This window comes from Bradyrhizobium sp. UFLA06-06, assembly GCF_054820065.1.
On the sequence record NZ_JADFUD010000065.1, the window covers coordinates 21,035 to 46,297 of the forward strand.

At 65.4% G+C, this 25,263-nt stretch carries 25 protein-coding genes; 15 read left to right on the forward strand and 10 right to left on the reverse strand.

Annotated features, from left to right (window positions below; genetic code table 11):
* Window positions 1–60 precede the first annotated feature (60 nt).
* The gene (locus tag IF803_RS35030; RefSeq protein WP_411780618.1) at window positions 61–1,041 is read right to left on the reverse strand and encodes a hypothetical protein; all 981 of its coding nucleotides are present in this window, start codon (window positions 1,039–1,041) and stop codon (window positions 61–63) included.
* A gap of 258 nt (window positions 1,042–1,299) precedes the next feature.
* On the opposite strand from IF803_RS35030, the gene IF803_RS35035 reads away from it, so the two are divergent.
* Window positions 1,300–2,553: a class I SAM-dependent methyltransferase gene (locus IF803_RS35035; protein ID WP_411780619.1), complete on the forward strand. Its 1,254-nt coding sequence runs from the start codon at window positions 1,300–1,302 to the stop codon at window positions 2,551–2,553.
* A 20-nt stretch (window positions 2,554–2,573) separates the two neighbouring features.
* Here the strand turns inward: IF803_RS35035 and IF803_RS35040 are convergent, their stop codons facing one another.
* Window positions 2,574–2,894 (reverse strand): hypothetical protein, encoded by a 321-nt coding sequence (locus tag IF803_RS35040; protein ID WP_461195358.1) that lies wholly within the window; start codon window positions 2,892–2,894, stop codon window positions 2,574–2,576.
* Window positions 2,895–2,928: 34 nt separating this feature from the next.
* Here IF803_RS35040 and IF803_RS35045 point away from each other — a divergent pair, with 34 nt between their 5' ends.
* The 13 genes from IF803_RS35045 (at window position 2,929) to IF803_RS35105 (ending at window position 17,186) form a co-directional block, all read left to right on the forward strand.
* Window positions 2,929–3,051: a hypothetical protein gene (locus IF803_RS35045; RefSeq protein WP_256520498.1), complete on the forward strand. Its 123-nt coding sequence runs from the start codon at window positions 2,929–2,931 to the stop codon at window positions 3,049–3,051.
* 292 nt (window positions 3,052–3,343) lie between these two features.
* Window positions 3,344–4,846, forward strand: coding sequence for a replicative DNA helicase (locus IF803_RS35050; protein WP_028344789.1), 1,503 nt, complete (start codon window positions 3,344–3,346; stop codon window positions 4,844–4,846).
* A 48-nt stretch (window positions 4,847–4,894) separates the two neighbouring features.
* A complete protein-coding gene (alr, locus tag IF803_RS35055; protein WP_461195359.1) occupies window positions 4,895–6,199 on the forward strand; it encodes an alanine racemase in 1,305 nt (434 codons plus the stop codon).
* Window positions 6,200–6,229: 30 nt separating this feature from the next.
* Complete coding sequence (locus IF803_RS35060; RefSeq protein ID WP_461195360.1) at window positions 6,230–7,000, forward strand: exodeoxyribonuclease III; 771 nt, start codon at window positions 6,230–6,232, stop codon at window positions 6,998–7,000.
* Window positions 7,001–7,274: 274 nt separating this feature from the next.
* Window positions 7,275–8,000: a sulfite exporter TauE/SafE family protein gene (locus IF803_RS35065; protein WP_028335150.1), complete on the forward strand. Its 726-nt coding sequence runs from the start codon at window positions 7,275–7,277 to the stop codon at window positions 7,998–8,000.
* A gap of 452 nt (window positions 8,001–8,452) precedes the next feature.
* A complete protein-coding gene (locus tag IF803_RS35070; RefSeq protein ID WP_461195361.1) occupies window positions 8,453–8,740 on the forward strand; it encodes a hypothetical protein in 288 nt (95 codons plus the stop codon).
* Window positions 8,741–8,910: 170 nt separating this feature from the next.
* Window positions 8,911–9,525: a hypothetical protein gene (locus IF803_RS35075; protein ID WP_461195362.1), complete on the forward strand. Its 615-nt coding sequence runs from the start codon at window positions 8,911–8,913 to the stop codon at window positions 9,523–9,525.
* Between the two features lie 96 nt (window positions 9,526–9,621).
* Window positions 9,622–11,133, forward strand: a complete 1,512-nt coding sequence (gene radA, locus IF803_RS35080; RefSeq protein ID WP_461195363.1) for a DNA repair protein RadA — start codon at window positions 9,622–9,624, stop codon at window positions 11,131–11,133.
* Between the two features lie 205 nt (window positions 11,134–11,338).
* Window positions 11,339–11,974 carry a CvpA family protein gene (locus tag IF803_RS35085; protein ID WP_026192677.1) on the forward strand — a complete coding sequence of 212 codons (636 nt, stop codon included), beginning with the start codon at window positions 11,339–11,341 and terminating at the stop codon, window positions 11,972–11,974.
* A gap of 34 nt (window positions 11,975–12,008) precedes the next feature.
* Entirely contained in the window at window positions 12,009–13,535 is a 1,527-nt protein-coding gene (gene purF / locus IF803_RS35090) for an amidophosphoribosyltransferase (protein ID WP_028344783.1), read from the forward strand.
* Between the two features lie 198 nt (window positions 13,536–13,733).
* On the forward strand, window positions 13,734–14,474 hold the full coding sequence (locus IF803_RS35095) for an SDR family NAD(P)-dependent oxidoreductase (RefSeq protein ID WP_461195364.1): 741 nt from the start codon (window positions 13,734–13,736) through the stop codon (window positions 14,472–14,474).
* A 196-nt stretch (window positions 14,475–14,670) separates the two neighbouring features.
* Entirely contained in the window at window positions 14,671–15,810 is a 1,140-nt protein-coding gene (locus tag IF803_RS35100; RefSeq protein WP_461195365.1) for an NHL repeat-containing protein, read from the forward strand.
* A gap of 149 nt (window positions 15,811–15,959) precedes the next feature.
* A complete protein-coding gene (locus IF803_RS35105) occupies window positions 15,960–17,186 on the forward strand; it encodes an ABC transporter substrate-binding protein (protein ID WP_461195366.1) in 1,227 nt (408 codons plus the stop codon).
* Between the two features lie 123 nt (window positions 17,187–17,309).
* Here IF803_RS35105 and IF803_RS35110 read toward each other — a convergent pair whose 3' ends face one another.
* From IF803_RS35110 to IF803_RS35125, 4 genes are all read right to left on the reverse strand, one after another.
* Window positions 17,310–17,879: a DUF2147 domain-containing protein gene (locus tag IF803_RS35110; RefSeq protein WP_461195367.1), complete on the reverse strand. Its 570-nt coding sequence runs from the start codon at window positions 17,877–17,879 to the stop codon at window positions 17,310–17,312.
* A gap of 51 nt (window positions 17,880–17,930) precedes the next feature.
* Window positions 17,931–18,593 carry a DUF3313 domain-containing protein gene (locus IF803_RS35115; protein WP_310883182.1) on the reverse strand — a complete coding sequence of 221 codons (663 nt, stop codon included), beginning with the start codon at window positions 18,591–18,593 and terminating at the stop codon, window positions 17,931–17,933.
* A 392-nt stretch (window positions 18,594–18,985) separates the two neighbouring features.
* Window positions 18,986–19,660, reverse strand: coding sequence for a TetR/AcrR family transcriptional regulator (locus tag IF803_RS35120; RefSeq protein ID WP_461195368.1), 675 nt, complete (start codon window positions 19,658–19,660; stop codon window positions 18,986–18,988).
* Between the two features lie 169 nt (window positions 19,661–19,829).
* Window positions 19,830–20,090, reverse strand: a complete 261-nt coding sequence (locus IF803_RS35125; protein WP_461195369.1) for a hypothetical protein — start codon at window positions 20,088–20,090, stop codon at window positions 19,830–19,832.
* A 199-nt stretch (window positions 20,091–20,289) separates the two neighbouring features.
* Between IF803_RS35125 and IF803_RS35130 the strand changes: the two genes are divergently transcribed.
* Window positions 20,290–20,682, forward strand: coding sequence for a nuclear transport factor 2 family protein (locus IF803_RS35130; protein WP_461195370.1), 393 nt, complete (start codon window positions 20,290–20,292; stop codon window positions 20,680–20,682).
* A 38-nt stretch (window positions 20,683–20,720) separates the two neighbouring features.
* On the opposite strand, the gene IF803_RS35135 is transcribed toward IF803_RS35130, so the two are convergent.
* From IF803_RS35135 to IF803_RS35150, 4 genes are all read right to left on the reverse strand, one after another.
* The gene (locus tag IF803_RS35135; protein WP_028344774.1) at window positions 20,721–21,977 is read right to left on the reverse strand and encodes a tetracycline resistance MFS efflux pump; all 1,257 of its coding nucleotides are present in this window, start codon (window positions 21,975–21,977) and stop codon (window positions 20,721–20,723) included.
* Window positions 21,978–22,027: 50 nt separating this feature from the next.
* Window positions 22,028–23,410 (reverse strand): ribosome biogenesis GTPase Der, encoded by a 1,383-nt coding sequence (der, locus tag IF803_RS35140; RefSeq protein ID WP_461195371.1) that lies wholly within the window; start codon window positions 23,408–23,410, stop codon window positions 22,028–22,030.
* A gap of 283 nt (window positions 23,411–23,693) precedes the next feature.
* On the reverse strand, window positions 23,694–24,251 hold the full coding sequence (locus IF803_RS35145; RefSeq protein ID WP_461195372.1) for a hypothetical protein: 558 nt from the start codon (window positions 24,249–24,251) through the stop codon (window positions 23,694–23,696).
* Window positions 24,252–24,360: 109 nt separating this feature from the next.
* Window positions 24,361–25,017 (reverse strand): tetratricopeptide repeat protein, encoded by a 657-nt coding sequence (locus tag IF803_RS35150; protein ID WP_028344772.1) that lies wholly within the window; start codon window positions 25,015–25,017, stop codon window positions 24,361–24,363.
* Window positions 25,018–25,263 lie beyond the last annotated feature (246 nt).

Below are 25,263 nucleotides of genomic sequence, written 5' to 3' on the forward strand. Positions count from 1 at the left end.
GAGCATCACTCTAATGATGGTCAAACGAATACGCCGGACCTTGCGGCCCGGCGTTGGCGATTACTTCGAGGTCGGAGCTTCCGGCGGGCCGGAGCCTGGCGTCGTGGGCGGTGGCGGCGGCGGCGCCGTCGCAGTCACCGGCGGCGCGGCTGGCGCCGGAGCGGGAGATGCGGCTGCGGCCGGCTCGGATGCGGCAGGCGCAGCCGCCGCAGGCGCCGGTGTGACCTGCGGAACCGGATCGGATCGCACGGCAGCCGGTTCGCCGCCGCCATTGCTCTTCGGCGCGTCGACCTTTGCCGTGTCGGGCTCGGCGGCAGGCTTCGCCGGCTTCTCGGCTTCACCCTTGTCATCGTGCCGGGTGGACGTCTTGGGTTCGGTCTTGGGTTCTGTCTTGGACTCGTCGTTGGTCGCCGCGCCCTTGGGCGTCTCCTCGGACTTCGGCTCCTCGACGGGCTTGCCGCGGCGGCCGTGCTTCTGACGCGACGGCTTGCCCTCGCCCACGGCCTGCGGCGTCTGGCCGTCATCCGGCTTCGCGCCTTCCGGCGTCTCGCTCGGGCGCGCCATCCGCTTGCCGTGGCGGCCCGGACGCCCTTCGGGATTCAAGCCATCGGCATCGGGTTTGGCGCCTTCCTGCGGCGCTGCATCCTGGTGCCGTCGGCGGGCCGGACGCTCGGACGGCTGCTCCGGCGACTGGTTGGCTTCCTGCCGGCCGTCCCGGCCCTTGGCGCCCTCCTTGGTCCCCTTGGGTTGATCCTTGGCCTGATAGCGCGGGTCGTTGGCGCCGTTCGAAATCAGATAGGACGCAAGCACGCCGGCCATGTCGCTGGACGTCGTGTAGTGCTGGCGCAGGAAGCCCGGCAGCGAACCGGCCGGCACCGACTTCAGCAGGCCGCGCGGGCTCTTGTGGCAAGCAGCGCAGGTGCTTGCGAAGATCTGGGAGGGGCTCTTACCGGCCTCGAGGTTTTGCGCTTGCGCCGAAACGGCTGACAGGCAGCCAATCAGAAGCGCCACCGTCGCCAGACTGAGGGCTCGGCTCAACATTCCTTAAGTCTCCAGATTCCGGAAAAATCGCCGCCAGCGCCTGATGGATCGGCCGCGGCGGTCACCTTTTAGCCGATTATCGCGCGAATGGAAGCGCGCCCATGACGCATCCACGCAATTGTCACATTTTGGAATATCGGCTTTGACCACAACGCTATAGCGCGATCTAATTCCCTGCCTATCTTGAGGTTGGGGACACATTGGGGTGATCAGCTCCGGTGGTGTCGGTGTGCAGCTTGCCGTTCCGTTGGTGTTTCGATGGACCGATTGTTGCGATACTTCTTGGGGCGCTTCATCCGCCGCGGTTCGATCACGTTCACGACCGCGAGCGGCGCTCAATTCACCTGCGGTGACGGCACGGGCGTACCGGTCGCCGTGCGCTTCGTGACGCGGGCGGCCGAACTCCGCATCCTGGTCGATCCCGAACTGTATCTCGGCGAAGCCTTCATGGACGGTACGTTCGTGGTGGAGCAAGGCACCATCGCCGACGTGCTGGCGGTCCTGATGGGTCAGGCAGCCATGCTGCCGAACTTTGCCAGGCTGCAGGCCTGGGTACGCTTCCTCGGACGCCGCGCCCAGCAGATCAATGTGCGCGGCCGATCCAGGAGCAATGTCGCCCGTCATTACGATCTGGACGGCCGCCTCTATTCGCTCTTCCTCGACGCGGACAAGCAATACAGCTGCGCCTATTTCGAGACACCGGACGCGACGCTGGACGATGCCCAGCTCGCCAAGAAGCGTCACCTCGCCGCAAAGCTCCTGATCAAGCCCGGCCACCGCATCCTCGACATCGGTTCCGGCTGGGGCGGCCTTGGGCTCTATCTCGCCGAGATGAGCGGCGCCGACGTCACCGGCGTCACGCTGTCGACCGAGCAGCTGCAGATTTCCAGCGCGCGGGCGGCGGAGCGGAACCTGGCGCACTCCGCGCGTTTCCTGATGCAGGACTACCGCGACATCCCCGGACCGTTCGACCGCATCGTTTCGGTCGGCATGTTCGAGCATGTCGGGGTCGCCTTCTATGAAACCTTCTTTGCGCGCTGCGCCGAACTTTTGAGCGACGACGGTGTCATGGTGCTGCATTCGATCGGGCGCTCGACCGGCCCCGATGTCACCAGCCCCTGGATCCGGAAGTACATCTTCCCCGGCGGCTACATTCCGGCGCTGTCCGAGGTCATGCCGGCGATCGAGAAGGCCGGCTTGCTGATCTGCGACATGGAGATCCTGCGCCTGCACTATGCCGAGACGCTGAAGGCGTGGCGCGAGCGTTTCATGGCGCGGCGCGAGGAGGCCGTGCGGCTCTACGACGAGACCTTTGCCCGGATGTGGGAATTCTATCTGGCAGCCTCGGAGATGTCGTTCCGCGTGCAGAACATGATGAACTTCCAGCTGCAGCTCACCAAGCGCCAGGGCATCGTCCCGATCACTCGCGACTATATCGGCGGCGAAGAAGCCCGTCTGCGGCTGAAGGAGGCCGGCGCGGCCAAGCCCCGGCTGCAACTCGCCGGCGAATAGGTCTAACGGAACAGGTGCTGCTAGTTGCGCAGGCTGTAGACCGACCTGCAATGGGTAAAGGTCGGTGCGGGACGGGCCAGATGGGCCGCGGCGGCGGAAATCAACCGGGCATCGCAGGGAACATTGCGGACCTCCGGGCGCGCCGCCTGCTCCATGGCATCGACAAGCGAAGCCACCCAGCGGCGGTCCATGCCATTTGCCCGGCCGAGCCCTGATCGCGCTGTCTGAAACTCTCGAGCCATCGCCGCCGTATCTTCCCTGAGCGGAGACAACCCGGAATCCGCCGGGTCGTTCCCGCGAACCTGCCGCAAAAAAAGTGCGGCGCATGTGATCTGCTTCACAGAGGTCTGTCCCGGGCTGTCGTAGTGGTCCGGAATGACCCGAGAAACACACCAGACGATGTTGGACCCGCAGCGCGATATCGCGACCGACTACGCCCTGATCGCCACTGGCGTGGTGGCCGCCTTGATCGCGCTGGCCTTCCTCATTTTGGTCTGAGGAATCGACGCCAACAGCCGCCTCGCCTCTCCATGGGTCCGCTCGCCTGGCAAAAGGTTCAGGCGGCGTCCGATTTTTGCCAACGACAGTGCTGATCGGCCGGGTCCCGCCCGGTTTCGGACAAAACCCCCGTCAAGCGGAATGCATCCGGCTGTTTCGGATTCACACCTCGCGTTGTGTGAATCGTGCATAAGAAACATCCGTCCTTTCGCTTCGTGCCGGGCTGGCGCTTCATCGCGGCCCCACATCCGAAAATCTCAGTAACGACGAAATCAGAAGAATAAGCTCGTCCATGGCCTTGATTGATTCGAACGTCCACAAGCTCGCGCCCGACGCCGCATCCCCGGCCTACCGGAGTGCGCCGCACAACATCGAAGCGGAACAGGGCCTGCTGGGCGCGATCCTGGTCAATAACGACGCCTTCTACCGGGTCTCCGATTTCCTGGAGCCGAAGCACTTCTTCGAGACCATCCATCAGCAAATCTATGAAACCGCCGGAAGCCTGATCCGGATGGGCAAGGTCGCGAACCCCGTGACCTTGAAGACGTTCCTGCCGGCCGAGCTCGACATCGGGGGCATGACGGTCGGCCAATACCTCGCCCGGCTTGCCGCCGAAGCGACCACCATCATCAACGCCCAGGACTACGGACGCACCGTTTACGATCTCAGCTTGCGCCGCAACCTGATCCAGATCGGCGAGGACATCGTCAACGTCGCCTACGACGCGCCGGTCGACTTCGCGCCGCGCGCCCAGATCGAGGATGCCGAGCGGCAGCTCTACGGCCTTGCAGAAACCGGCCGCTATGACGGCGGCTTCCAGCGCTTCGCACAGGCACTGACGATCGCGGTCGACATGGCGGCGAAGGCGTTCCAGCGCGACGGCAAGCTGTCGGGCATCTCGACCGGTCTGCGCGACCTCGACGCCAAGATGGGCGGCCTGCAGCCGTCCGACCTCATCATCCTCGCCGGCCGTCCCGGCATGGGCAAGACATCGCTCGCCACCAACATCGCCTACAACATCGCCAAAGCCTATGTGCCCGAGGTCCAGGCGGACGGCACCACCAAGGCAGTCAATGGCGGCTGTGTCGGCTTCTTCTCCTGCGAAATGAGCGGCGAACAGCTCGCCACCCGTATTCTCGCCGAGCGCACCGGCATCCCCTCGAGCCACATCCGCCGCGGCGGCATCAGCGAACTGGATTTCGAGAAGATCCGCGACTGTTCGATCGAGCTGCAATCGCTGCCCTTCTACGTCGACGAAACCGGTGGTCTCTCGATCTCGCAGCTCACCGCGCGGGCGCGACGGCTCAAGCGCCAGAAGGGCCTCGACCTGATCGTGATCGACTACATCCAGCTGCTGCAGGGCTCGGGCAAACGCGGCAACGACAACCGCGTGCAGGAAATCACCGAGATCACCACCAACCTGAAGGCGCTGGCCAAGGAACTGAACGTTCCGATCATCGCGCTGTCGCAGCTGTCGCGTCAGGTCGAAAACCGCGACGACAAGCGGCCGCAGCTGTCCGACCTGCGTGAATCCGGCTCGATCGAGCAGGACGCCGACGTCGTGATCTTCGTCTATCGCGAGGAATACTACCTCGCCAACAAGGAGCCGCGCGCGGGTACGCCGGAATATGAGAAGTGGCAGATGGACATGGACCTTGCCCACGGCAAGGCCGAAGTCATCATCGGCAAGCAGCGCCATGGCCCGACCGGCACGGTCGATCTGCACTTCGAAGCCAGCGTCACGCGCTTCGGCGACCTCGCACCCGACGGTCAGGTTCCGGATCACGGCCACTGAGATCCGGACTCGGTTGAACGACGCAGGGCACCCGCGTACAACTGAGCCATGAACATCGTGACTGACGCGAAATCGCAGCTGACACCCGAGGCCAGTTTGCTGGCGGCCCACCCGACCGCCAGCGGTATCCTCACCATCGACCTCGACGCCATCATCGCCAACTGGCGCAAGCTCGAGAAGACCGCGGTGCCGGCCGAATGCGCCGCCGTGGTCAAGGCCAACGCCTATGGCTGTGGCGCCGAGCAAGTTTCGCGGGCGCTGGCCAAGGCCGGCTGCAAGACCTTCTTCGTCGCCAGCGTCGAGGAAGCCGCCGCGGTGCGCGCGGCCGCTCCCGAGGCGACGGTGTATTCGCTCGGCGGTTTCTTCCAGAACAGCGGCGACGCCTATGCCAGGATCGACTGCAAGCCGGTGATCGGCGATCTCAACGAGCTCGCCGAATGGGACGTGTTCTGCCGCCGCTCCGGCTGGTCCGGCGGCGCCGCCATCCATATCGACACCGGCATGAACCGGCTGGGGCTCACGGTCAGCGAGGCGCAGGGCATCATCCCGCGGATCAATGCCGGCGACCATGGCATCACACTGGTCATGAGCCACCTCGCCTCCGCCGAATTGCTCAACAATCCCGCCAACGCCAAGCAGCTCGCGAGCTTCCGCGAGATCGCGAGCCTGTTCACCGGCGTGCCGGCCTCGCTGGCGAATTCTTCCGGCGTGTTTCTCGGCGCGCAATTCCAGTTCGAGATGGTGCGGCCGGGCTGCGCGCTCTACGGCGTCAATCCGACGCCGGAGGCCGACAACCCGATGCAGCAGGTGGTCGACCTCAAGGCGCGCATCGTGCAGATCCGCAACATCGACCGCGGCGAGACCGTCGGCTATGGCGGCACCTGGACCGCGCGCCGGCCGACCCGGCTTGCGATCGTCTCCGCCGGCTATGCCGACGGCTATTTCCGCGCCGCCAGCGCCAATGACGGCACCCGCGGCGCCGAGGTCGTGGTCGCCGGCAAGCGCTGCCCGATCGCCGGCCGCGTCTCGATGGACCTGATCGCGGTCGATGTCACCGACCTCGACAAGAATGCCGTGCGGCGCGGCCACATGGTGACGCTGATCGGCGACGGCATCACGGTCGACGAAGTCGCGCATCATTTCGGCACCATCGGCTACGAGGTGCTGACCAGCCTCGGCCGCCGCTTCGTGCGCATCTATAAGGGTGGCGATGCCGTCGCCGCGAGAAGCGACGCGGTCGCCGAGACGAGCGAGCCGGCTGCCACGCCCGCAGCGCCGCCAGCCTTGCCAACAGCAGCGCCCGCTGCGCCGCCGCCATTGCCGGCCGCCGAGCCAACGGCGACGTCCACCTGACATGATCAAGGTCCGCGATTGCCGGTGCGCATGAAGATCGCGACCTTCAACATCAACAACGTCAACCGCCGCCTGCCCAACCTGTTGCACTGGCTCAAGACCGCCAAGCCCGACATCGTCAGCCTGCAGGAGCTGAAGGCCAGCGACGCCGAGTTTCCCGCGGCCGCGATCGAGCAGGCCGGCTACGGCGCGGTGTGGCAGGGACAGAGGACCTGGAACGGCGTCGCCATCCTCGCGCGCAAGGCCGAGCCGGTGCTGATCCGCACCGCCCTGCCCGGCGATGCCGGCGATCACGAAGCGCGCTACATCGAGGCCGCGGTGCGCGGCATCGTCGTCACCAGCCTCTATCTGCCGAACGGCAATCCGCAGCCCGGGCCGAAATTCGACTACAAGCTCGCCTGGTTCAAGCGGCTGCGCGCCCATGCCGCCAAGCTGCTCAAAGAGGACGTCCCGGTGGTGCTCGCCGGCGACTACAATGTCGCGCCGACGCCCTTCGACATCTACCCGACGCGCTCCTGGGACAAGGATGCGCTGATCCAGCCGAAGAGCCGCGCCGCCTTCAAGGCGCTGGTCGATCAGGGCTGGTGCGATGCGATCCGCACCCTGCATCCGGACGCACCGATGTTCACCTTCTGGGACTACAAGCGCCAGCGCTGGCCACGCGATGCAGGCCTCCGGCTCGATCATCTCCTGCTCAGCCCCGCAGTGGCGCCGCGGCTTGTGAAAGCCGGCGTCGACCGCACCATCCGCGGCGAGGACGGCGCCAGCGATCACGCACCGGCGTGGGTGGTGCTGAGGTGACGTGCCGGCATCACGCCTCGTGGATGGTGGACGCGACGCGGATCGGATGATGCCGCACACACCGCCGTCGTCCCGGCGAAAGCCGGGACCCATAACCACAGGATTGGCTTGGTAAGGAAAGCTGTGGCCCCAGCGTCGTGCAACAATCACCTTCGGTGGCTATGGGTCCCGGCCTGCGCCGGGACGACATCGAGTTTGTTGCGCGAGCTGCGGGGGCTTGCGCCGTCGGGCAACTCAGAGGTATGGGGCGATCATACCTCACCGGAGCGCGCAGGTGGGCTTCCTCTTCGTCCTCATCGTCGGCCTGGTCGCCGGCACCATTTCCGGCATCGTCGGCACCGGCTCGTCGATCATGCTGATGCCGGTGCTGGTCTATCAGTACGGGCCGAAGCAGGCGGTACCGATCATGGCCGTCGCCGCCGTGATGGCCAATCTGTCGCGCATCCTCGCCTGGTGGCGCGAGGTCGACTGGCGTGCCTGCATCGCCTATTCGATCACGGGCATTCCGGCCGCCGCGCTCGGCGCGCGCACCCTGCTCGCCCTGCCCTCGCATGCGGTCGATATCGCGATCGGCGTATTCCTGATCGCGATGGTGCCGGTGCGGCACTGGCTGGCGCGGCACAGGCTGAAGGCCAATCTCTGGCATCTCGCAATCGGCGGCGCGCTCATCGGCTATCTCACCGGCATCGTGGCCTCGACTGGTCCGCTCAGCGTGCCGCTGTTCCTGTTCTACGGTCTCAGCAAGGGCGCGTTCCTCGCCACTGAAGCCGCAAGCTCGCTCGGGCTCTATGTCAGCAAGTCGGTGACGTTCGAGCGCTTCGGCGCGCTGACGCCGGACATCGCGCTGAAGGGCCTGATCGCCGGCGCCTCGCTGATGGCCGGTGCCTTCATCGCCAAACGCTTCGTGCTGCAGCTGAAGCCGGAGTCGTTCCGCCTGATCATGGACGGCATCATGCTGGCGGCGGGCACGGCGTTGCTGTGGTCCGCAATGACGCAGTAAAATTCCGACATCGACTGCGTGAGACCAAGCCTTGGGCAAACCGATTTCAGCGTGACGAACACCGACATCCTCCCGATGATGTCGTAATTCTACGGGGCTTTGCGCATCGGGTGGCGCGTACCCCGAAAGAGTTTTGTTGAGCGCTCAGCTTCCGTTGTTATCCGGATTGCCACCATCCGGCCACTCCGTTTATGACAATCTCATTACTTGCACTTGATCGTTTGCGGAAAAGAACTTTGCTCCAGCGGGCATCACAGGGTTGATCGACGACCCGGATGCGAGTCCCGAGAGTTCAGGCGACACGAGTTCAGCGACACATGGCGTGCAGATCGGGCGCAGAGCCCGGCGCCTGATGTCGCCGATGTCGGCCTGACGGAGTCGGGATCGCAAGTCGAAGCATTGGGAGTCGCGGGTTGTCAAAGCCCACGACAGGCGGGAAAGGCAGGCGCGCGATGCGCAAGATGATGATCACGACTGCGGCGATTGTGACGTTCGCTGTTGCCGGCTCGGCGTTCTGGCCGACGGCGAAGCCCGATGTCGCGCAGTTCGGAGACAGCGTTTACGAGACGATCTGGGTCTGGCGAATTCCGGCCTACGCGAACAATCCGTCCTGGCGAGTTCGCTGGAGCTGGAGCGATCCGTTGCGCGCGCAGGCGAGATGCTGCCGGGCTCTACCGACGAGTTTGACGCCGCGCGAGAATCCGCCGCTGCCGCTGTCGAGGCGGGACCTCCGCGTTTGACCGCGTACAAACGAGAGCAGTTCCCTTGCGCGAAGCGCATTTGATTCAAATTCGCGCTGTAGTTGAACTTACTTTTTATCCTTAACCAGAAACCTGATCTTTGATTTACATCTGCAAGATGCGGTTTACCTTGTCTCCGCGAGCACAGCGGATTCAGGGACAACAACAAGATGCGCCAGCAAAGCCTCACCCTGTGGTTGACTGTGTTTCTGGCGGCACAAGGTTTGAGCGTCGCGGCAGACGATGCAAGACCGGGACAGCCGGGCGCCGTTGCCGCTGCTGACCGCGTTGCATGTTCCCTGCAGTCGAAACCTGAGGAACCGTCCGATCCGTCGTCGACCTCGGCAATTCCCCACGCCGAAAAATTCGTCGCGCGGGAACATTTCAAGGAGGACATCGCCTCGAGCGCGCCGGTCAGGATTTCCTGGTTGGGCGCGACCTTCGCGCAGCGCTTCACGAACAAGATCGAGGACGATAGCGGCGGCGCATCGTTGCAGACCTTCATCCTGAGCGCAGCCTCGAGCGACAAGGAGATCCTCGCCAAACTCGGTCAGAGCCACGAGAGCAGGCTGGCCGACGTCTGGTGCGCGTTGAGGCGACAGCCGAGCGGCAGCACCGGCCCGCTGGAGGTCAACGCCAAGCCGAACGTGTTTTACGTCCGCGACAGCGCCGGCGAGCTTGGTGCCGTCGACGTGCTGTGGGGCGGCGTCGGCTGGGAAATCGGCGCAAGCCCGGTCGGCGACAAGCCGCGCTGGCCGGGCGGAACGCGGGTGTTCTCGCGCTGAGCCGGTCCCGCCATCGGGCGCTCCGTCTTCGATGGATCGTGCGCGGCGGCCGAACCGTGTTATGCATCGTGCTCGATAGCGCGACTCACCTGCTCCATGGCCAAATCCACCCTCTCCTTCGTCTGCCAGAACTGCGGCGCGGCGTATAATCGCTGGCAGGGCAAGTGCGACTCCTGCGGCGAGTGGAACACGCTGGCCGAGGAAGACACCACAGGCTCGGTGCCGGTCTCGATCCGCAGCAAGCGCAAGGGGCGGATGTTTGCGCTGGAATCGCTGTCCGGCAAGACCCAGGACGCGCCGCGGCTGTCCTCCGGGATGGCCGAGCTCGACCGCGTCACCGGCGGCGGCTTCGTCCGCGGCTCGGTGCTGCTGGTCGGCGGCGATCCCGGCATCGGAAAATCGACGCTGCTGACCCAGGCGACCAGCATGATGGCACGCGCCGGCCACCGCGCGGTCTATATCTCCGGCGAAGAGGCGGTCGCCCAGGTGCGGCTGCGCGCCGAACGGCTGGGGCTCGCGGACGCGCCGGTGCAGCTGGCTTCGGAAACCTCGGTCGAGGACATCGTCGCGACGCTGTCGGAAGGCGCGGTGCCGCGCCTGATCGTGATCGATTCGATCCAGACCATGTGGACCGACACGGTGGAATCCGCGCCCGGCACGGTGACCCAGGTCCGCGCCTCGGCGCAGGCGCTGATCAGATTTGCCAAGAAGACGGGTGCCGCGATCATCCTGGTCGGCCATGTGACAAAGGACGGCCAGATCGCCGGCCCCCGCGTGGTCGAGCACATGGTCGACGCGGTGCTGTCGTTCGAGGGCGAAGGCTCGCAGCAGTTCCGCATCCTGCGCTCGGTGAAGAACCGTTTTGGCGCGACCGACGAGATCGGCGTGTTCGAGATGACCGGGCTCGGCCTGCGCGAGGTCACCAACCCCTCGGAATTGTTCCTCTCCGAGCGCGAGCTCGGCAGCCCCGGCACGGCGGTGTTCGCCGGCATCGAGGGCACCCGTCCGGTGCTGGTCGAATTGCAGGCGCTGGTGGCGCCGACTTCGCTCGGTACGCCGCGTCGCGCCGTGGTCGGCTGGGATCCGAGCCGGCTGTCGATGGTGCTCGCGGTGCTGGAAGCGCATTGCGGCGTCAAATTGTCCGGACATGACGTCTATCTCAATGTCGCCGGCGGCCTGCGCATCCAGGAGCCGGCCGCGGACCTTGCCGCGGCTGCCGCGCTGGTCTCCTCGCTGGTGAATGCGCCGCTGCCGACGGACGCGGTCTATTTCGGCGAGATTTCGCTATCGGGCGCGATCCGCCCGGTGGCGCAGACCCCGGCCCGGCTCAAGGAGGCCCTCAAGCTCGGCTTCGCCCGCGCCATCCTGCCCGAATCGGCCCGCGGCGAGAGCGGCGGCGATTCAGGGCTCACCCTCAACAGCGTCGGCAATCTCACCACGCTGGTCGCCGAAATTGCGGCACGCGGTACGCCAAGAGGCGACCGGGGAACGCCAAGAGGCGACCGGGGAACACCGCGAGGCGACCGGCGCGACCCGGGCGGCTCCGGAGGCCCTGATGCGGCTGAGAAAAATGCCACACCGGCCCGATTCCGTCGCGAGACCAGCTAAAGCGGGCGTGACGTATCAGCCCCCCGCCGCTATACATCCGCCGCGCGGGACAGGTGGCGCTCTGGCCTTGCCGGATGCCCCCAATGCGCCTCAGTTAGGACGGCACCGACTTTGCCGATTCGCGAGAGCCCTTAGCAGCGTAAGCCCTTAACAACGTAAGCCCTTAACAGCGTACCGAAACGTACCCAGCGGACCTGACAAGCCGATGCCCATAACGATACTTGATCTCGTCCTGCTCGGCGTGATGCTGATTTCGGGCCTGCTCGCGATGGTGCGCGGCTTCATGCGCGAGATCCTGTCGATCGCGGCCTGGGGCGCCGCGGCGCTGGTCACGCTGTATGCGTTCTCGAAGCTTCTGCCGACCGCCAAGACCTACTTCAATAACGACACGGTCGCGGCCGTGGTCGTGGTGGCCGGCGTCTTCATCGGCACGCTGATCGTGGTCTCGATCGTCACGGTGCGGATCTCGGACATGATCCTGGATTCCCGGATCGGCGCACTCGACCGCACCCTCGGCTTCCTGTTCGGGCTCGCCCGCGGCCTTTTGATCGTGGTCGTGGCGTTCATGTTCTTCACCTGGCTGGTTCCGGACAAGCAGCGGCCCGATTGGGTGACCGGGGCGAAGTCCCGGGTGGTGCTGCAGGGAACCGGGGATTGGCTGATGTCGCTCTTGCCTGACGACCCCGAGAACACCATCTTAAAGAAGTTCAAGAAGAATAAGCCAGACGACGATTCTGCGGCCGATACCAATGATCAGGCGACGCCGGCGTCGGGTGATGGCTATAGCAAACCTGCGCGTGACAGCTTGAAGAAGCTGATCGAGAAACCCGCGGGCCGATAAACTATTTGGGCCCTTACGAGAGGCGATGAACGAGATGCAGACCCCTTCGGATCATACCGACCAAATGGATCTCGACCTCGGCCCGATCGAACTGCAAGACCCTCTCAGATATCACCCGGATCTCGATGGCGACACGCTCCGCGAGGAATGCGGCGTGTTCGGCATCTTCGGCCATCCCGAGGCCGCCGCGATCACCGCACTCGGCCTGCACGCCCTGCAACACCGCGGCCAGGAAGCCGCCGGCATCGTCTCCTTCGACGGCAGCCGCTTCCACAGTGAACGCCGCCTCGGCCTGGTCGGCGACGCCTTCTCCCGCCGCGAGGTGATCGAGCGCCTGCCCGGCAACGCCGCGGTCGGCCATGTCCGCTACTCCACCACCGGCGGCACCATCCTGCGCAACGTGCAGCCGCTGTTCGCCGAGCTCAGCGCCGGCGGCTTTGCGGTCGGCCACAACGGCAACCTCACCAATGGCCTGACCCTGCGCCGCGAGCTGGTCAAGGGCGGCGCCATGATGCAGTCGACCACCGACACCGAGGTGATCCTGCATCTCGTGGCACAGTCCAAGCGCACCCGCTTCATCGACCGCTTCATCGAGGCGCTGCGCACCATCGAAGGTGCCTATGCGCTGGTCGCGCTGACCAACAAGAAGCTGGTCGGCGCGCGCGACCCGCTCGGCATCCGCCCGCTGGTGCTCGGCGATCTCGATGGCCGTCCGATCCTGACCTCGGAGACCTGCGCGCTCGACATGATCGGCGCCAAATACGTCCGCGACATCGAGCCCGGCGAGATCATCGTGTTCGACGAGACCGGCGCGCACAGCCACAAGCCGTTCCCGCCGAAGCCGGCCCGGCCCTGCATCTTCGAATACATCTATTTCGCGCGGCCGGACTCGATCGTCGGCGGCCGCTCGGTCTACGACGTGCGCAAGGCGTTCGGCGCCCAGCTCGCGCGCGAGAGCCATCCCGAGGTCGACGTCGTGGTGCCGGTGCCGGATTCCGGCGTGCCCGCCGCGGTCGGCTACAGCCAGTATTCCGGCGTGCCGTTCGAGCTCGGCATCATCCGCAACCACTATGTCGGCCGCACCTTCATCCAGCCGACCCAGAGCGTGCGCGAGCTCGGCGTGCGCATGAAGCATTCGGCCAACCGCGCCGCGATCGAGGGCAAGCGCATCATCCTGATCGACGACAGCCTCGTGCGCGGCACCACCTCGAAGAAGATCGTGCGCATGATGCGCGACGCCGGCGCCCGCGAGGTGCATTTCCGCCTCGCCTCGCCGCCGATCCTCTATCCCGACTATTACGGCATCGACCTGCCGGACCGCGGCGGCCTGCTCGCCGCCACCCATTCGCTCGAGGAGATGCGCGACATCATCGGCGCCGACTCGCTCGCCTTCCTGTCGATCGACGGCATGTACCGCGCGATGGGCCATGAGGGGCGCGACCCGGCAAATCCGAGATTCGCCGACCATTGCTTCACCGGCGCCTATCCGACCCACCTGACCGACCAGAGCGAAACCGAGGCGCCGCCGCGCCAGCTCTCGCTGCTGGCCGAGGCGAGCTGAGGCGAAGCGTCATCCTGGGGCGATGCGCAGCATCGAACCCGGGATCTCGAAATTGTCTTGCGTTCTTGCCTCAAATTTCAAGATTCCGGGTCTGGTCCTTCGGACCATCCCGGAATGACGGTGTGTTTTGGCCACGGCCGGGCTTGTCCCGGCCATTTCTGTCTGTAATACCCGCCGCCAGACCACGGACGGACAGACATGACAAAACCCCTCGCCTCCCGTATCGCCCTCGTGACCGGCGCCTCGCGCGGCATTGGCTATGCGACATCCCTCGCGCTGGCCAAGTCCGGCGCGCATGTCGTGGCGGTGGCGCGCACGCAAGGCGGGCTGGAAGAGCTCGACGACGAGATCCGCAAGGCCGGCGGCAGCGCCACCCTGGTGCCGCTCTCGCTCACCGACTACGACGGCATCGCGCGGCTCGGGCTCGCGTTGCATGAGCGCCACGGCAAGCTCGACATCCTGGTCGGCAATGCCGGCACCGCGGGTCCCTCCTCGCCGCTCGGCCATATCGAGCTGAAGCCGTGGAACGACGTGTTCGCGATCAACGTCAACGCCAATTTCCAGCTGATCCGCTGCATGGACCCGCTGCTGCGTCAGTCCGACGCCGGCCGCGCCGTGTTCGTGACGTCGGGCGTTGCCCACAAGGCCAACGCCTATCTCGGCCCCTATGCCGCCTCGAAGGCCGCGCTGGAGGCACTGGTGCGCTCCTGGGCCAACGAGACCGCCAACACGGCGCTGCGCGTCAACCTGTTCAGCCCCGGCCCGATCCGGACCCGGATGCGCGCGCAGGTGTTTCCCGGCGAAGACCCGATGACGCTGGATACGCCCGACATGGCCGCCGAATTCATCGTGCCGATGTGTTCGCCCGCGTGGACCGAGACCGGCAAGCTCTACGACTACAAGGCGCGCACGCTGCGGACCTTCCAGCCGCCGGCGTGAGCACGGTTCTCTCTCTCCCGTAGCCCAGATGGAGCGAAGCGCAATCCGGGATAGTCTCTACGCGGAGAAACCGGCCCCGGATTTCGCTTCGCTCCATCCGGGCTACGCACCTCCTTGCGATTGACTCGCTCGCGTCCCCACGATTGACTGCGCTCCCAGCGGGACCACCGCCAAGAAAAATCTCGGGAGACGACCAATGACGCCGACGTTCAATCGTGCGCGCTCCATTCTGTCCGGATTGTTTCTCTCCGCCTGCATCGCATCATCCGCCCTTCTCGCTCTGCACGCGCCCGCCAGGGCCGGCGAGGTCCCGACCTTCGCGGTCGATGCGTCCTGGCCAAAGCCGCTGCCGAACAACTGGATCCTCGGCCAGGTTGGCGGCATCACGGTGGATTGGCAGGGCCATATCTGGATGATCCACCGGCCACGCTCGCTGACCGACGACGAGAAGGGCGCGAGCCTCAATCCGCCGCGCTCGAAATGCTGCATCTCGGCGCCGCCGGTGCTTGAATTCGACGCTGACGGCAATCTGCTGCGATCCTGGGGCGGTCCGGGTGACGGCTATGAGTGGGTTGGCCGCGAGCACGGCATCGAGGTCGACGAGCGCGGCTTCGTCTGGATCGGCGGCAACGCCGACAATGACAATGCGATCCTCAAGTTCACCCTCGACGGCAAATTCGTCGCGCAGATCGGCTCGATCGCACCGAGCAAGGGCAGTAACGACACCACCCAGCTCGGCAAGCCCGCAGAGACCGCGATCGACAAGGAGGCCAACGAGATCTACGTCGCCGACGGTTACGGCAATCGGCGCGTCATCGTGTTCGATGCCACCACCGGCGCCTACAAGCGGCACTGGGGCGCCTATGGCAACAAGCCCGATGACGCCAAGCAGCCGCCCTACGATCCGAAGGCGCAGGTCGCGCAACAGTTCGGCAATCCCGTGCACTGCGTGAAGATCGCCAATGACGGACTGGTCTATGTCTGCGACCGCATCAACAACCGCATCCAGGTGTTCAGGAAGGACGGCAGCTTCGTGAAGGAGTTCTTCTTCGAGAGGAGCACGCTCGGCAACGGCGCGGTGTGGGACATCGCGCTGTGGCCCGATCCCAAGCAGACCTACCTGCTCTCCGCCGACGGCGAGAACAACGAGATCCGCATCATCAGGCGTGACGACGGCGCGGTGGTCGGCAGCTTCGGCCGCAACGGCCGCAACGCCGGGCAATTCCACTGGGTGCACGCGCTCGCGGTCGACGCCAAGGGCAACGTCTATACCGCCGAGGTCGACACCGGAAAGCGGATCCAGAAATTCAAGCTGACCTCCGACGCGCTCAAGTAGGGATTTCACCGGATGACGCTTCGACGCAGGCCCACCCGGCTTTAGGCGGATTGCCGCCTCCCCCGGGAAAGGGTAAGCGGGAACTTGTGCGACCGGCAAAAAGGCTCCGCAAGAGGGCTGCCCGGACTTTAGACAGTGGAGGGAATTTCATGACAACGACGTTTGCGCGGCGCTGCGCCGCGCTTCTTGCTTGCGCTGCACTCGGCTTCTCAACCTCTGCGTTCGCGCAGGACAAGACCGTCAAGATCGGCGTGCTGAACGATATGTCGAGCCTCTATGCCGACATCGGCGGCCCGAACTCGGTGGTCGCGATCAAGATGGCCGTCGAGGATTCCGGCCTGCTCAAGAAGGGCTGGAAGATCGACGTCCTGAGCGGCGACCACCAGAACAAGCCCGACGTCGGCGTCAACCTCGCCCGGCAATGGGTCGACAACGAGAAGGTCGACGCGATCGCCGACACGCCGAACTCCGGCGTGGCGCTTGCGGTCAACAATCTCGTCAAGGAGAAGAACATCGTCCTGCTGAATTCGGGCGCGGCGACCGCCGACCTCACCGGCAAGGCCTGCACGCCGAACACGATTTCATATACCTACGACACCTACATGCTGGCCAACGGCACCGGCAAGGCACTGACGAAGGCCGGCGGCGACACCTGGTTCTTCCTGACGGCCGACTATGCATTCGGCCACGCGCTTGAGCGCGACACCACCGCGGTGGTCAACGGCAATGGCGGCAAGGTGCTCGGAAGCGTCAAGCATCCGATCAACACCGCCGATTTCTCGTCGTTCCTGCTGCAGGCACAATCGTCCAAGGCCAAGGTGGTCGGCCTCGCCAATGCCGGCGGCGACACCACCAACGCGATCAAGCAGGCGGCCGAATTCGGCATCGTTTCCGGCGGCCAAAAACTTGCGGCGCTGCTGCTGTTCATCAACGACGTGCATTCGCTCGGGTTGAAGACCGCGCAAGGCCTGACGTTCACGGAATCCTTCTACTGGGACATGAACGACCAGACCCGCGCCTGGTCGAAGCGGTTCTCCGCCCTCGCCAACAAGAACGCAATGCCGTCGATGACCCAGGCCGGCAACTACGCGATGGTGCTGCACTATCTCAAGGCGATGGAAGCGCTCGGCGGCAATCCGCATGACGGCGCCAAGGTCGTCGCCAAGATGAAGGAATTGCCGACCGACGATCCGCTGTTCGGCAAGGGCCCGCTGCGCGCCGACGGCCGGCGCCTGATCCCGGCCTATCTGTTCGAGGTGAAGAAGCCCGAAGAGTCCAAATACCCCTGGGACTATTACAAGCTGATCGCCACGATCGCGCCGGAAGACGCCGCGAAGCCGCTTGAGGCCAGCGACTGTCCGCTGCTGAAGAAGTGACCGCGTAGCGGTCATTCCGGGGCGCGCAACGCGCGAACCTCAGATGCGCAATTGCGCATCGGGGAATCTCGAGATTCCGGGTTCGATGCTGCGCATCGCCCCGGAATGACTTTTTGCACCTTCTTACTTCGCCGCCGACTTCGCCTTGACGGGCGCTGGCAGCGACGCCCATTCCCTGTCGGCGCGCGGGCCGCCGACATCGCCGGTCAGGCCGACGAGCTGGCCCGGCTGCACGTCCAGCGTCTGCGTCCAGGTCTGGGTCTGGCACAGCAGCTTGAGCAGGCATCCCTTGAGCTTCAGCCGGTCGGACTTGTCGCGCCACAGCGAGACCGCATAGGACTTGCCGTCCTCGGCGTTGTAGATATCGCCGTCGAACTTGCCCTCCGGCGTCAGCTTCAATCCGAGGATCAGCTGATGGCCCAGCAGCGCACGTGTCCGCTTGTCGGGGTCGGGATTGAAGCTGTCGCGGAACGGCTGGCCGTGTGAATCAAGCGGATCCTTCATCCACACGATGAAACCGCAGACGCGGTCATGCACAGGGCCGCAGCGCTCGAGACGGATGCGCGCGCGGCCGTCCTCGGTCAGCCAGGTGCCGCTGGGATCGGCAGGCGCAATCGTCTCGGCGCGGCCGGTCGAACTCATCAGCAAGGCAGCGACGAGGCTGCGCAGAAACATGCGAACCAGAAAGTTCATGGTAAAGGACCTTTCAGTGTCGGGATGGTTTGCGGACGCGGGAGGCGCGCCTCACTTCAATTGCGCCATGAACGCATCGGCGCCCTTGTCGATGCCGGCGGTGGCCGCAGCGAGATCGCCGACGCTGGCCTTGATGTCGTAGGCGTTGGGATATTGCTTGCTGACATAGGCGCCGAGCAGGCGCGAGGTCGAGCTGTCGAACATCTCGACGGCATAGATGACGGAGCCCGTCATCGTGCCCTCGCCGTCGCGCGCGGCCTGCACGCCGTTGTAGACCGCGCCTGCCAGATCGAAACGCGACAGCGTGCCGAGCACCGGCGTGTTGGCGACCGCGCCGGTCAGCGTCAGCCGCAGGCGGAACGTGTTCGGCCCGCGCGTGTTCACCAGCGTGAAGCGGCCGCGCAGCTTGTCGGCGAAGCGGGTCTGCATGTAGGCGGCGAGCGTCTGCTTGTCCTTCTCGGACATGTCGCCGAACTGATGATCCGCGCCGCGATAGATCACGACCGGATCGATCATCACCTTGTTGTAGCTCCGCCAGTCGACCGGCGGCGCATAGCGATACGGCACACGCCCCGAAGAATCGGACGTGTCCGGCGTCATGTAGGCCGACGATGCCACATCCGAATAGGCCACCGGCGTGACGGCGGCACATCCTCCGGCGAGGACGCAAAGCGCCATCGCTCCCAGACCGCGCGCGGCGATCGAGCTCTCCATTCCAATCTCCTCATCCGACCCTAAAGCGGAAGAGCAGCTCGGCCGCAGCCGCGTCCGGGGCTGAAAGTACGGCTGCGGCCGTCACTGCCGACCTGGCTCGCCGTCGCGGCGCCGCCAGATCTTGCCTCAGTGCGACGAACTATAAAACCGACCAGTTGGTTTGTAAAGTTGCAATTGCCGGAACCGCGTTAGAAAAATGCGGCGGTCGAAATGTCGTGCTGGCTGGCGAGGCCGCTTCGCGAATGGCGGCCGCGCGTTGTCACAAACCCGAGATATCTCGTGTGGTACGGCAGAAATCGCCGGGGGATTTCAGGGGCCCGGTGCCGATCCAACGCCGCCAAGCGATCCATATTCCGCTTGGGCGGCGTTGCGCTTTCGAAAGCGCTCGAAATTCAGCCGCGCTTGCGCGCCGATGCCGGCTTTGTGGCCGGTGCGCTGGCAGGCCGCGGCGATGCCGCGTGTGCCGCCGTCGCCCTGGACGGCTTTGTTGCCTCGGTCGCCCCCTGCTCCATCGCGGTCCACTTGCTGTCGTCGAGCAATCGTTCGAACAGGCGATCGCGCTCCGCGTCCGACAGCGACGACAGGCCGAACAACGAGCTCAGCAGCAGACCCCGCGCCGCCGCCCAGCGCAGCAGCGCCAGATCGGGATCCCTCGCCTCGGCCTTCATCAGCGCGACCTTCTTGATGTCGACATCGCGCGGCATCGCCATCAATTCGGGATTCTCGTTCATCGCCGCCAGCAGTGCGAACGCCCCTGCCCGCGGCGTCGAGATCGCCTCCCGCAGCGTCGCGATCTGCGCCGACAGTTCGGGCTGGTCCGTGGTCCCGCGCACCTTTTCGATGTAGCGGTTCGAGAATTCCTCGAAATGCGCCATCTGCTGCTCGAGCAAGGCGCGCAGCACCGCTTCCTTGGTACGGAACTGATGCATCACGCCGCCCTTGCTGAGACCGCTCTCGCGCGCAATCGCGTCCAGCGTCAGGCGCCCCGGACCATCGCGCGTCACGATGGTGATCGCGGCGTCAAGTGCGGCGTTGCGGGAGCGTTCCGAGCGGGAAGGATTATCCATGGTGTACTCAGGAAGGAGACGCTTGAGATCACAGTATCTCAGCGGCTTCGGTCAATCTCAAGCGCCGCATCTGATCTGCGAGGCAGCGCGAACGGCGTCCGCGAAATGGCGGTGCCGGCCTCGAAAGACGCATCAATTTCAGGAATCGGTCATCGAGCCATCCGATCGCTCACGCGCACAAGCGAACCTTCTGCAGCAGGCCATGAAGGAAGCCGTGGGCCATTCGGCCGACGACCCGTTCCCCTCGACCGCGCGCGCGTGCGATGGCCTGCGCGTCGGCATAACTGGCCGCGACGATCGTCCCGTGCCTGCCGCCATCGAGTTTCAGGTCGGTCAGGTAGACAAGGCCGCGGAACGTCAACAGCGCCGCCTGCGCGTCGCTGAAGCGGGTCAATTCATCGCAGATATCAACGGCCTCGTCGGTCACCATGCTGCTCCTGGCAGAGCGCCCCGGAGCGAGGCGCGCGTCTTCAACCGGTATCAGTTCTTATACAAACCAACCAGATGGTTTGTAAACAGGCAAAATGACGCAATCGGAAAGATGCGGTCGGACCCATCAGCATGTCGGATCGGCGCGCTCGCATTCGTCCTCGAAGCATCGATCAGCCAGCACTCGGAGCACGCGAACGATGACACAGCAGAGCCACAGGGCAGAAACCGAAGTCAGAACACTCATCGAAGCCTGGGCGGACGCCGTCCGCCGACGCGACTATCCCGGCATCTTCGCCCGTCACGATCAGGACATCGTGATGTTCGACGTTCCGCCGCCGTTACAGTCACGCGGATTGGACGCGTACGGCAAGACGTGGGACTTGTTCTTCAGGTATCACCGCCCCTCCTACGCCTTCGATATCGAGGAGATCGCGATCACGGCCGGCGACGATGTGGCCTTCGCGGTCGCGGTGATGCGGTGCGGCCCACCTGATGCCACGTTCCAGTTCAGGCTGACGATCGGCTTGCGCAAGATCGACGACGAGTGGCGCGTCATCCACGAACACCATTCGGTGCCGGCGACGGAATAGAACGTCTCGCGGTGGATCCGTCGGCGCCTTTGCCCGCCCTAGGCTTTCTTCGCCGCCGTCGCGCGCCAGGCGATGGCGAGTGCGAGCAGCAGCAGCGCGCCGGCCAGATAGAACGGCGCGCCGGGCATTTTCAGCGGCACATTGTCGCCGATGAAATACGCAAACGTCAGCGTGAACAGGAAGGGGCCGATTAGTTCCGACATGCTCTGCACGCTTGATGTCGCGCCCTGCAACTGGCCCTGCTGGTCGGCGGCGACGAGTTGCGTCGTCAGCGCCTGCGTCGCAGCGCCCGAGAGGCCCCACAGCGCCATCACGGGAATGCCGATCCAGAACAGCTGGCCGGTCGGCGCGGCGCCGAAGATCACGAAGCCCAGGGCGCCGCAGACGAGGCCGAGGAACAGCGCGTTGCGCTCGCCGAGGCGCTGCACGATCGGGCCGATCGCCGCGCCCTGCACGATCATGCCGCAGAGGCCGACCAGCGCCAGCGTCGCACCGACGGTGCCGGTGTCCCAGCCATAGCGATAGGTGGCGTAGAGCACGAACACCGAGGGCAGCACGACATGCGCGAGCTGGCCGAAGAACGTCGCCAGCGACAGGCCGGCGAGCGTCCGGTTCGAGCGCAGGAAATGCAGCGCGCCGATCGGATTGGCGCTCTTCCATTTGAACGGCGCGCGCCGCTCCACGGGCAGCGATTCCGGCAGGATGAACAGGCCATAGAGCCCGTTGACGAAGCTCAAACCCGCCGCCGCCCAGAACGGCAGCCGCGGATCGATCTCGCCGAGCAGGCCGCCCAGCGCCGGTCCGAGGATGAAGCCCGCGCCGAAGGCAACGCCGATCTTGCCGAACATAGCGGCGCGCTGCTCCGGCGCGGTGACGTCGGCGATATAGGCGAACACGGTCGAGATGCTCGACGAGGTGATGCCCGAGATCGCCCGCCCGATGAACAGCCAGATCAGGTTCGGCGCCAGCGCCATCAGCACATAGTCGGCGGCGAGACCGAAATTCGACAGCAGCACCACCGGCCGGCGGCCGAAGCGATCGGACAGCGCGCCGAGGATCGGCGAGCAGACGAACTGCATCAAGGCCCAGATCGAGCCGAACACGCCGAAGATGCGCGCCGCGTTTGCGGTGTCGTTGTCGACGAAGCCCTCGATCAGCTTCGGCAGGATCGGGATGATGATCCCGAGCGCGAGCATGTCGAGCAGCAGGGTGATGAAGATGAAGATCACCGCGCCGCTGCGCGGTTGCGGAACGGCCGCAGGCTTGGGATTCTCATTTTGACGCGTTTTCTTCACGCGAACCGGTACCCCACTTCGCTCGAAAACGCTATGCTCGGCCTCGCCGCTCACGACGGCCGTTTGCGCTTGTGGGCGAACGGATTGGCCTTCTCGCGCAGCGTGATCCGGATCGGCGTGCCCGGCAGATCGAAGGTCTCGCGCAGCGAGTTGATGAGGTAACGCAGATAGGATCGCGGGATCGCGTCGGCGCGCGAGCAGAACAGCACGAAGCTCGGCGGGCGCGCCTTCACTTGCGTGATGTAGTTCAGCTTCAGCCTGCGGCCCGAGACCGCCGGCGGCGGGTTGGCCTGGATCGCCTGCTCGAACCAGCGATTGAGCGCCGAGGTCGGCAAGCGTCGGTTCCAGACCGCATAGGCCTCCTGGATCGCCGTCATCAGGCGGTCGATGCCTTCGCCCATCAGGCCGGAGACGGCGACGATCGGCGCGCCCTTGACCTGCGGCAGCCAGTGGTCGGCATCGGTGCGCAGTTGCGAGATCTGGTTGGGCTTGCGCTCGACGAGGTCCCATTTGTTGACCGCGAGCACGATGGCGCGGCCTTCGCGCTCGATCAGGTCGGCGATGCGCAGGTCCTGCTCCTCGAACTTGTTCTGCGCGTCCATCATCATCACGACGACTTCGGCAAAGCGCACCGCGCGCAACGCGTCGGCGACCGAGAGCTTCTCCAGTTTCTCCTCGATCCGCGAGCGGCGGCGCAGGCCGGCGGTGTCGAACACCCGGAACTGGCGGCCCTGCCAGGTGATCTCGACCGCGATGGAATCGCGCGTGGTGCCGGCCTCGGGGCTGGTCAGCAGCCGCTCCTCGCCGAGCAGATGGTTGATCAGCGTCGACTTGCCGGCATTGGGCCGGCCGACAATGGCGACGCGGATCGGACGCTGCGCGGCCTCCTCCTCCGAGATGTCCTCGTCATCCTCAAGCTCGTCGTCTTCCTCCGGTGTCTCCGGCACCAGCGCGCTCAGCGCCTCGTGGAGGTCGCCCATGCCCTCGCCATGCTCGGCCGAGATCTGGACGGGATCGCCGAGCCCGAGCGCGTAGGATTCCATCGCGCCGATCTCGCCATGCTTGCCCTCGGCCTTGTTGGCGACCAGCACCACCGGCTTGTTGGCCTTTCGCGCGAAGTCGGCGAAGGCACGGTCGGTCGGCGTCAGGCCGACGCGGGCGTCGATCACGAACATCAGGGCGTCGGCGAGCTCGATCGCGGTTTCGGTCTGCTCCTGCATCCGCGCCGTCAGCGAACCCTTGGCGCCTTCGTCCAGGCCCGCGGTATCGATGATGGTGAAGTCAAGGTCGTAGAGCTTGGCCTGGCCCTCGCGGCGATCACGCGTCACGCCGGGCTCGTCGTCGACCAGCGCGAGCTTCTGGCCGACCAGCCGGTTGAACAGCGTCGACTTTCCGACATTGGGCCGGCCGATAATGGCGATGGTGAAAGACATGGATCATCCAGGCGCGGTCTGTAGTCCGCGGGTCAAGGTGCTGGAAAGAACTACAGCAGGAATGGGAAGCGGTCGAAGCAAATGATGGAGCATCTTCTCCCTCTCCCCGTTCTTACGCGGTCGAGACGAGCGGAGCTCGCTCTTAGAGGGTTGGGGTGAGGGGCCCTCTCCGCGAACACTGCCTGTTGTGAGTTCGTGGAGACTCCCCCTCACCCGGAATTCAAGGTGTGCTTGAATTCCGACCTCTCCCCGCAGGCGGGGCGAGGTGGAATCCCGCTCGCAATTAGCGTGAAAATCCGCCGCTCGGTAGCGGTGCGGGGAAGGCGCCGCCGGATTGTTGCGTGGTCTGGGTCTGCTGGGCCGGGGCCGCAGGCTGCGCCTGCTGGTCGTCGGCGGGTGGCGCGGTGGTGCGGCGGCGGACGATCTTCTTCGGCTTCGGCTCCGGCGGCAGCGCGGCGGGCGCGCCCTCCTCGGCTGCGGCATCGGGAGCAGCCGCCTGATCCGCGGCCGGCGCTGCCCTGCCCTTGGCGTGCTTCTTGGCGCCCTTCGGCGGCTCCGGCGGCGGGGCCGGCTGGGCGGCGGCGGCTGCCGCGGCGTTCTGCTGATCGAGCTGCTCCTGCTGCGAGCCCTTGTACAATTCCTTCGGCACGCCCTGATCGAGGCCGGGCACGCCTTCGGGGAATACCGGCTTGCGGTCGCCCTGCAGCTTCTTCTTGGTGTCGAGGAAGTCGAGCAGATCGCTCGGGTCGAAATTGGACATGCCGCCACCGCCGCAACCCGCCAGCACGCTGCAAAGCGCTGTCAGAACTGCGGCTGCGATCAGGCGTTGCGAGCGGCGCATGGTCGATCTCTCACTCAAACTCGGGTTTTGTCTGGGCATGATCTCCGCGCAAACGCTTCGCGTTTGTCGCGAGGGAAAACCGGTTCCCACTTTTGCAGATCATGCCTCCTCAGCTCTTGGCGACCGGCGGCAACAGTGCCTGCAGCGCCTCGGCGCGCGAGCGCATGCTCGGCGGCGTCTCGCCGTCATTGGCAATCTGGTCGAGCCACTGCCGCGCAGCGGTGGCATCGTTGGCGCGCCAGGCCGACAGCGCCAGCAGCTCGCGCGCGGAATGGCGGAACGTCGAGTCCTTCGCCGTTGCCGTCGCCTCGAGCCGTTGCAGCATGTTCGGATAGGTGGTGGTCTCCATCAGGATCTGCGCGGCGCGGATCCGCGCCAGGTCCTGCTCGGGACCGCCGACGCTGCGGTCGGCTGCGATCTCGTCATAGAGCTTCGCGGCAGCCGGCTGATCGCGGGTCGCGACCTCGGCGGCCATGCGCAGCCGCGCCAGATTGCGGTAACCCGACGGCGCCTTGGTGATGAGGGCGGCAAAGGCGGCCTCCGCCTCGGCATGCTTGTTCTGATCGGACAGCTCGACGGCGCGGTCGAACGCCGCGCCGGCCTCGGCGGCCTTCCTGGCCTCGAGATACTGGTAGCCGCGCCAGCCACCGACGCCCGCAACGATCAGGATCGCCAGGGCGATGATAAAGAGCGAGTACTTGTCCCACAGCTTCTTGAGCTGATCGCGCCGGACTTCCTCGTCGACTTCGTTAAATAATTCAGACACTTAAGGCTATCCCATCCCCTCGGGACCGCTGCCATCGGTGGGGCCCAGCCCCTACCCGATCCCCACATCGCGGCGGCGTTACCCTAATGGTGTGGCGGAGGCAAGGCAAAGCGAGGCGGATCAAAGCGTTAACGGGGGAAGGTTGCAGCTACGCGACGGGACTGCATAGGCTCCCTCTCCCGCTTGCGAGGGCTTTGCGCAAAGGCGAATCTGCGATTCTCTAAGACCGATCTGAAGGGGGAGGCG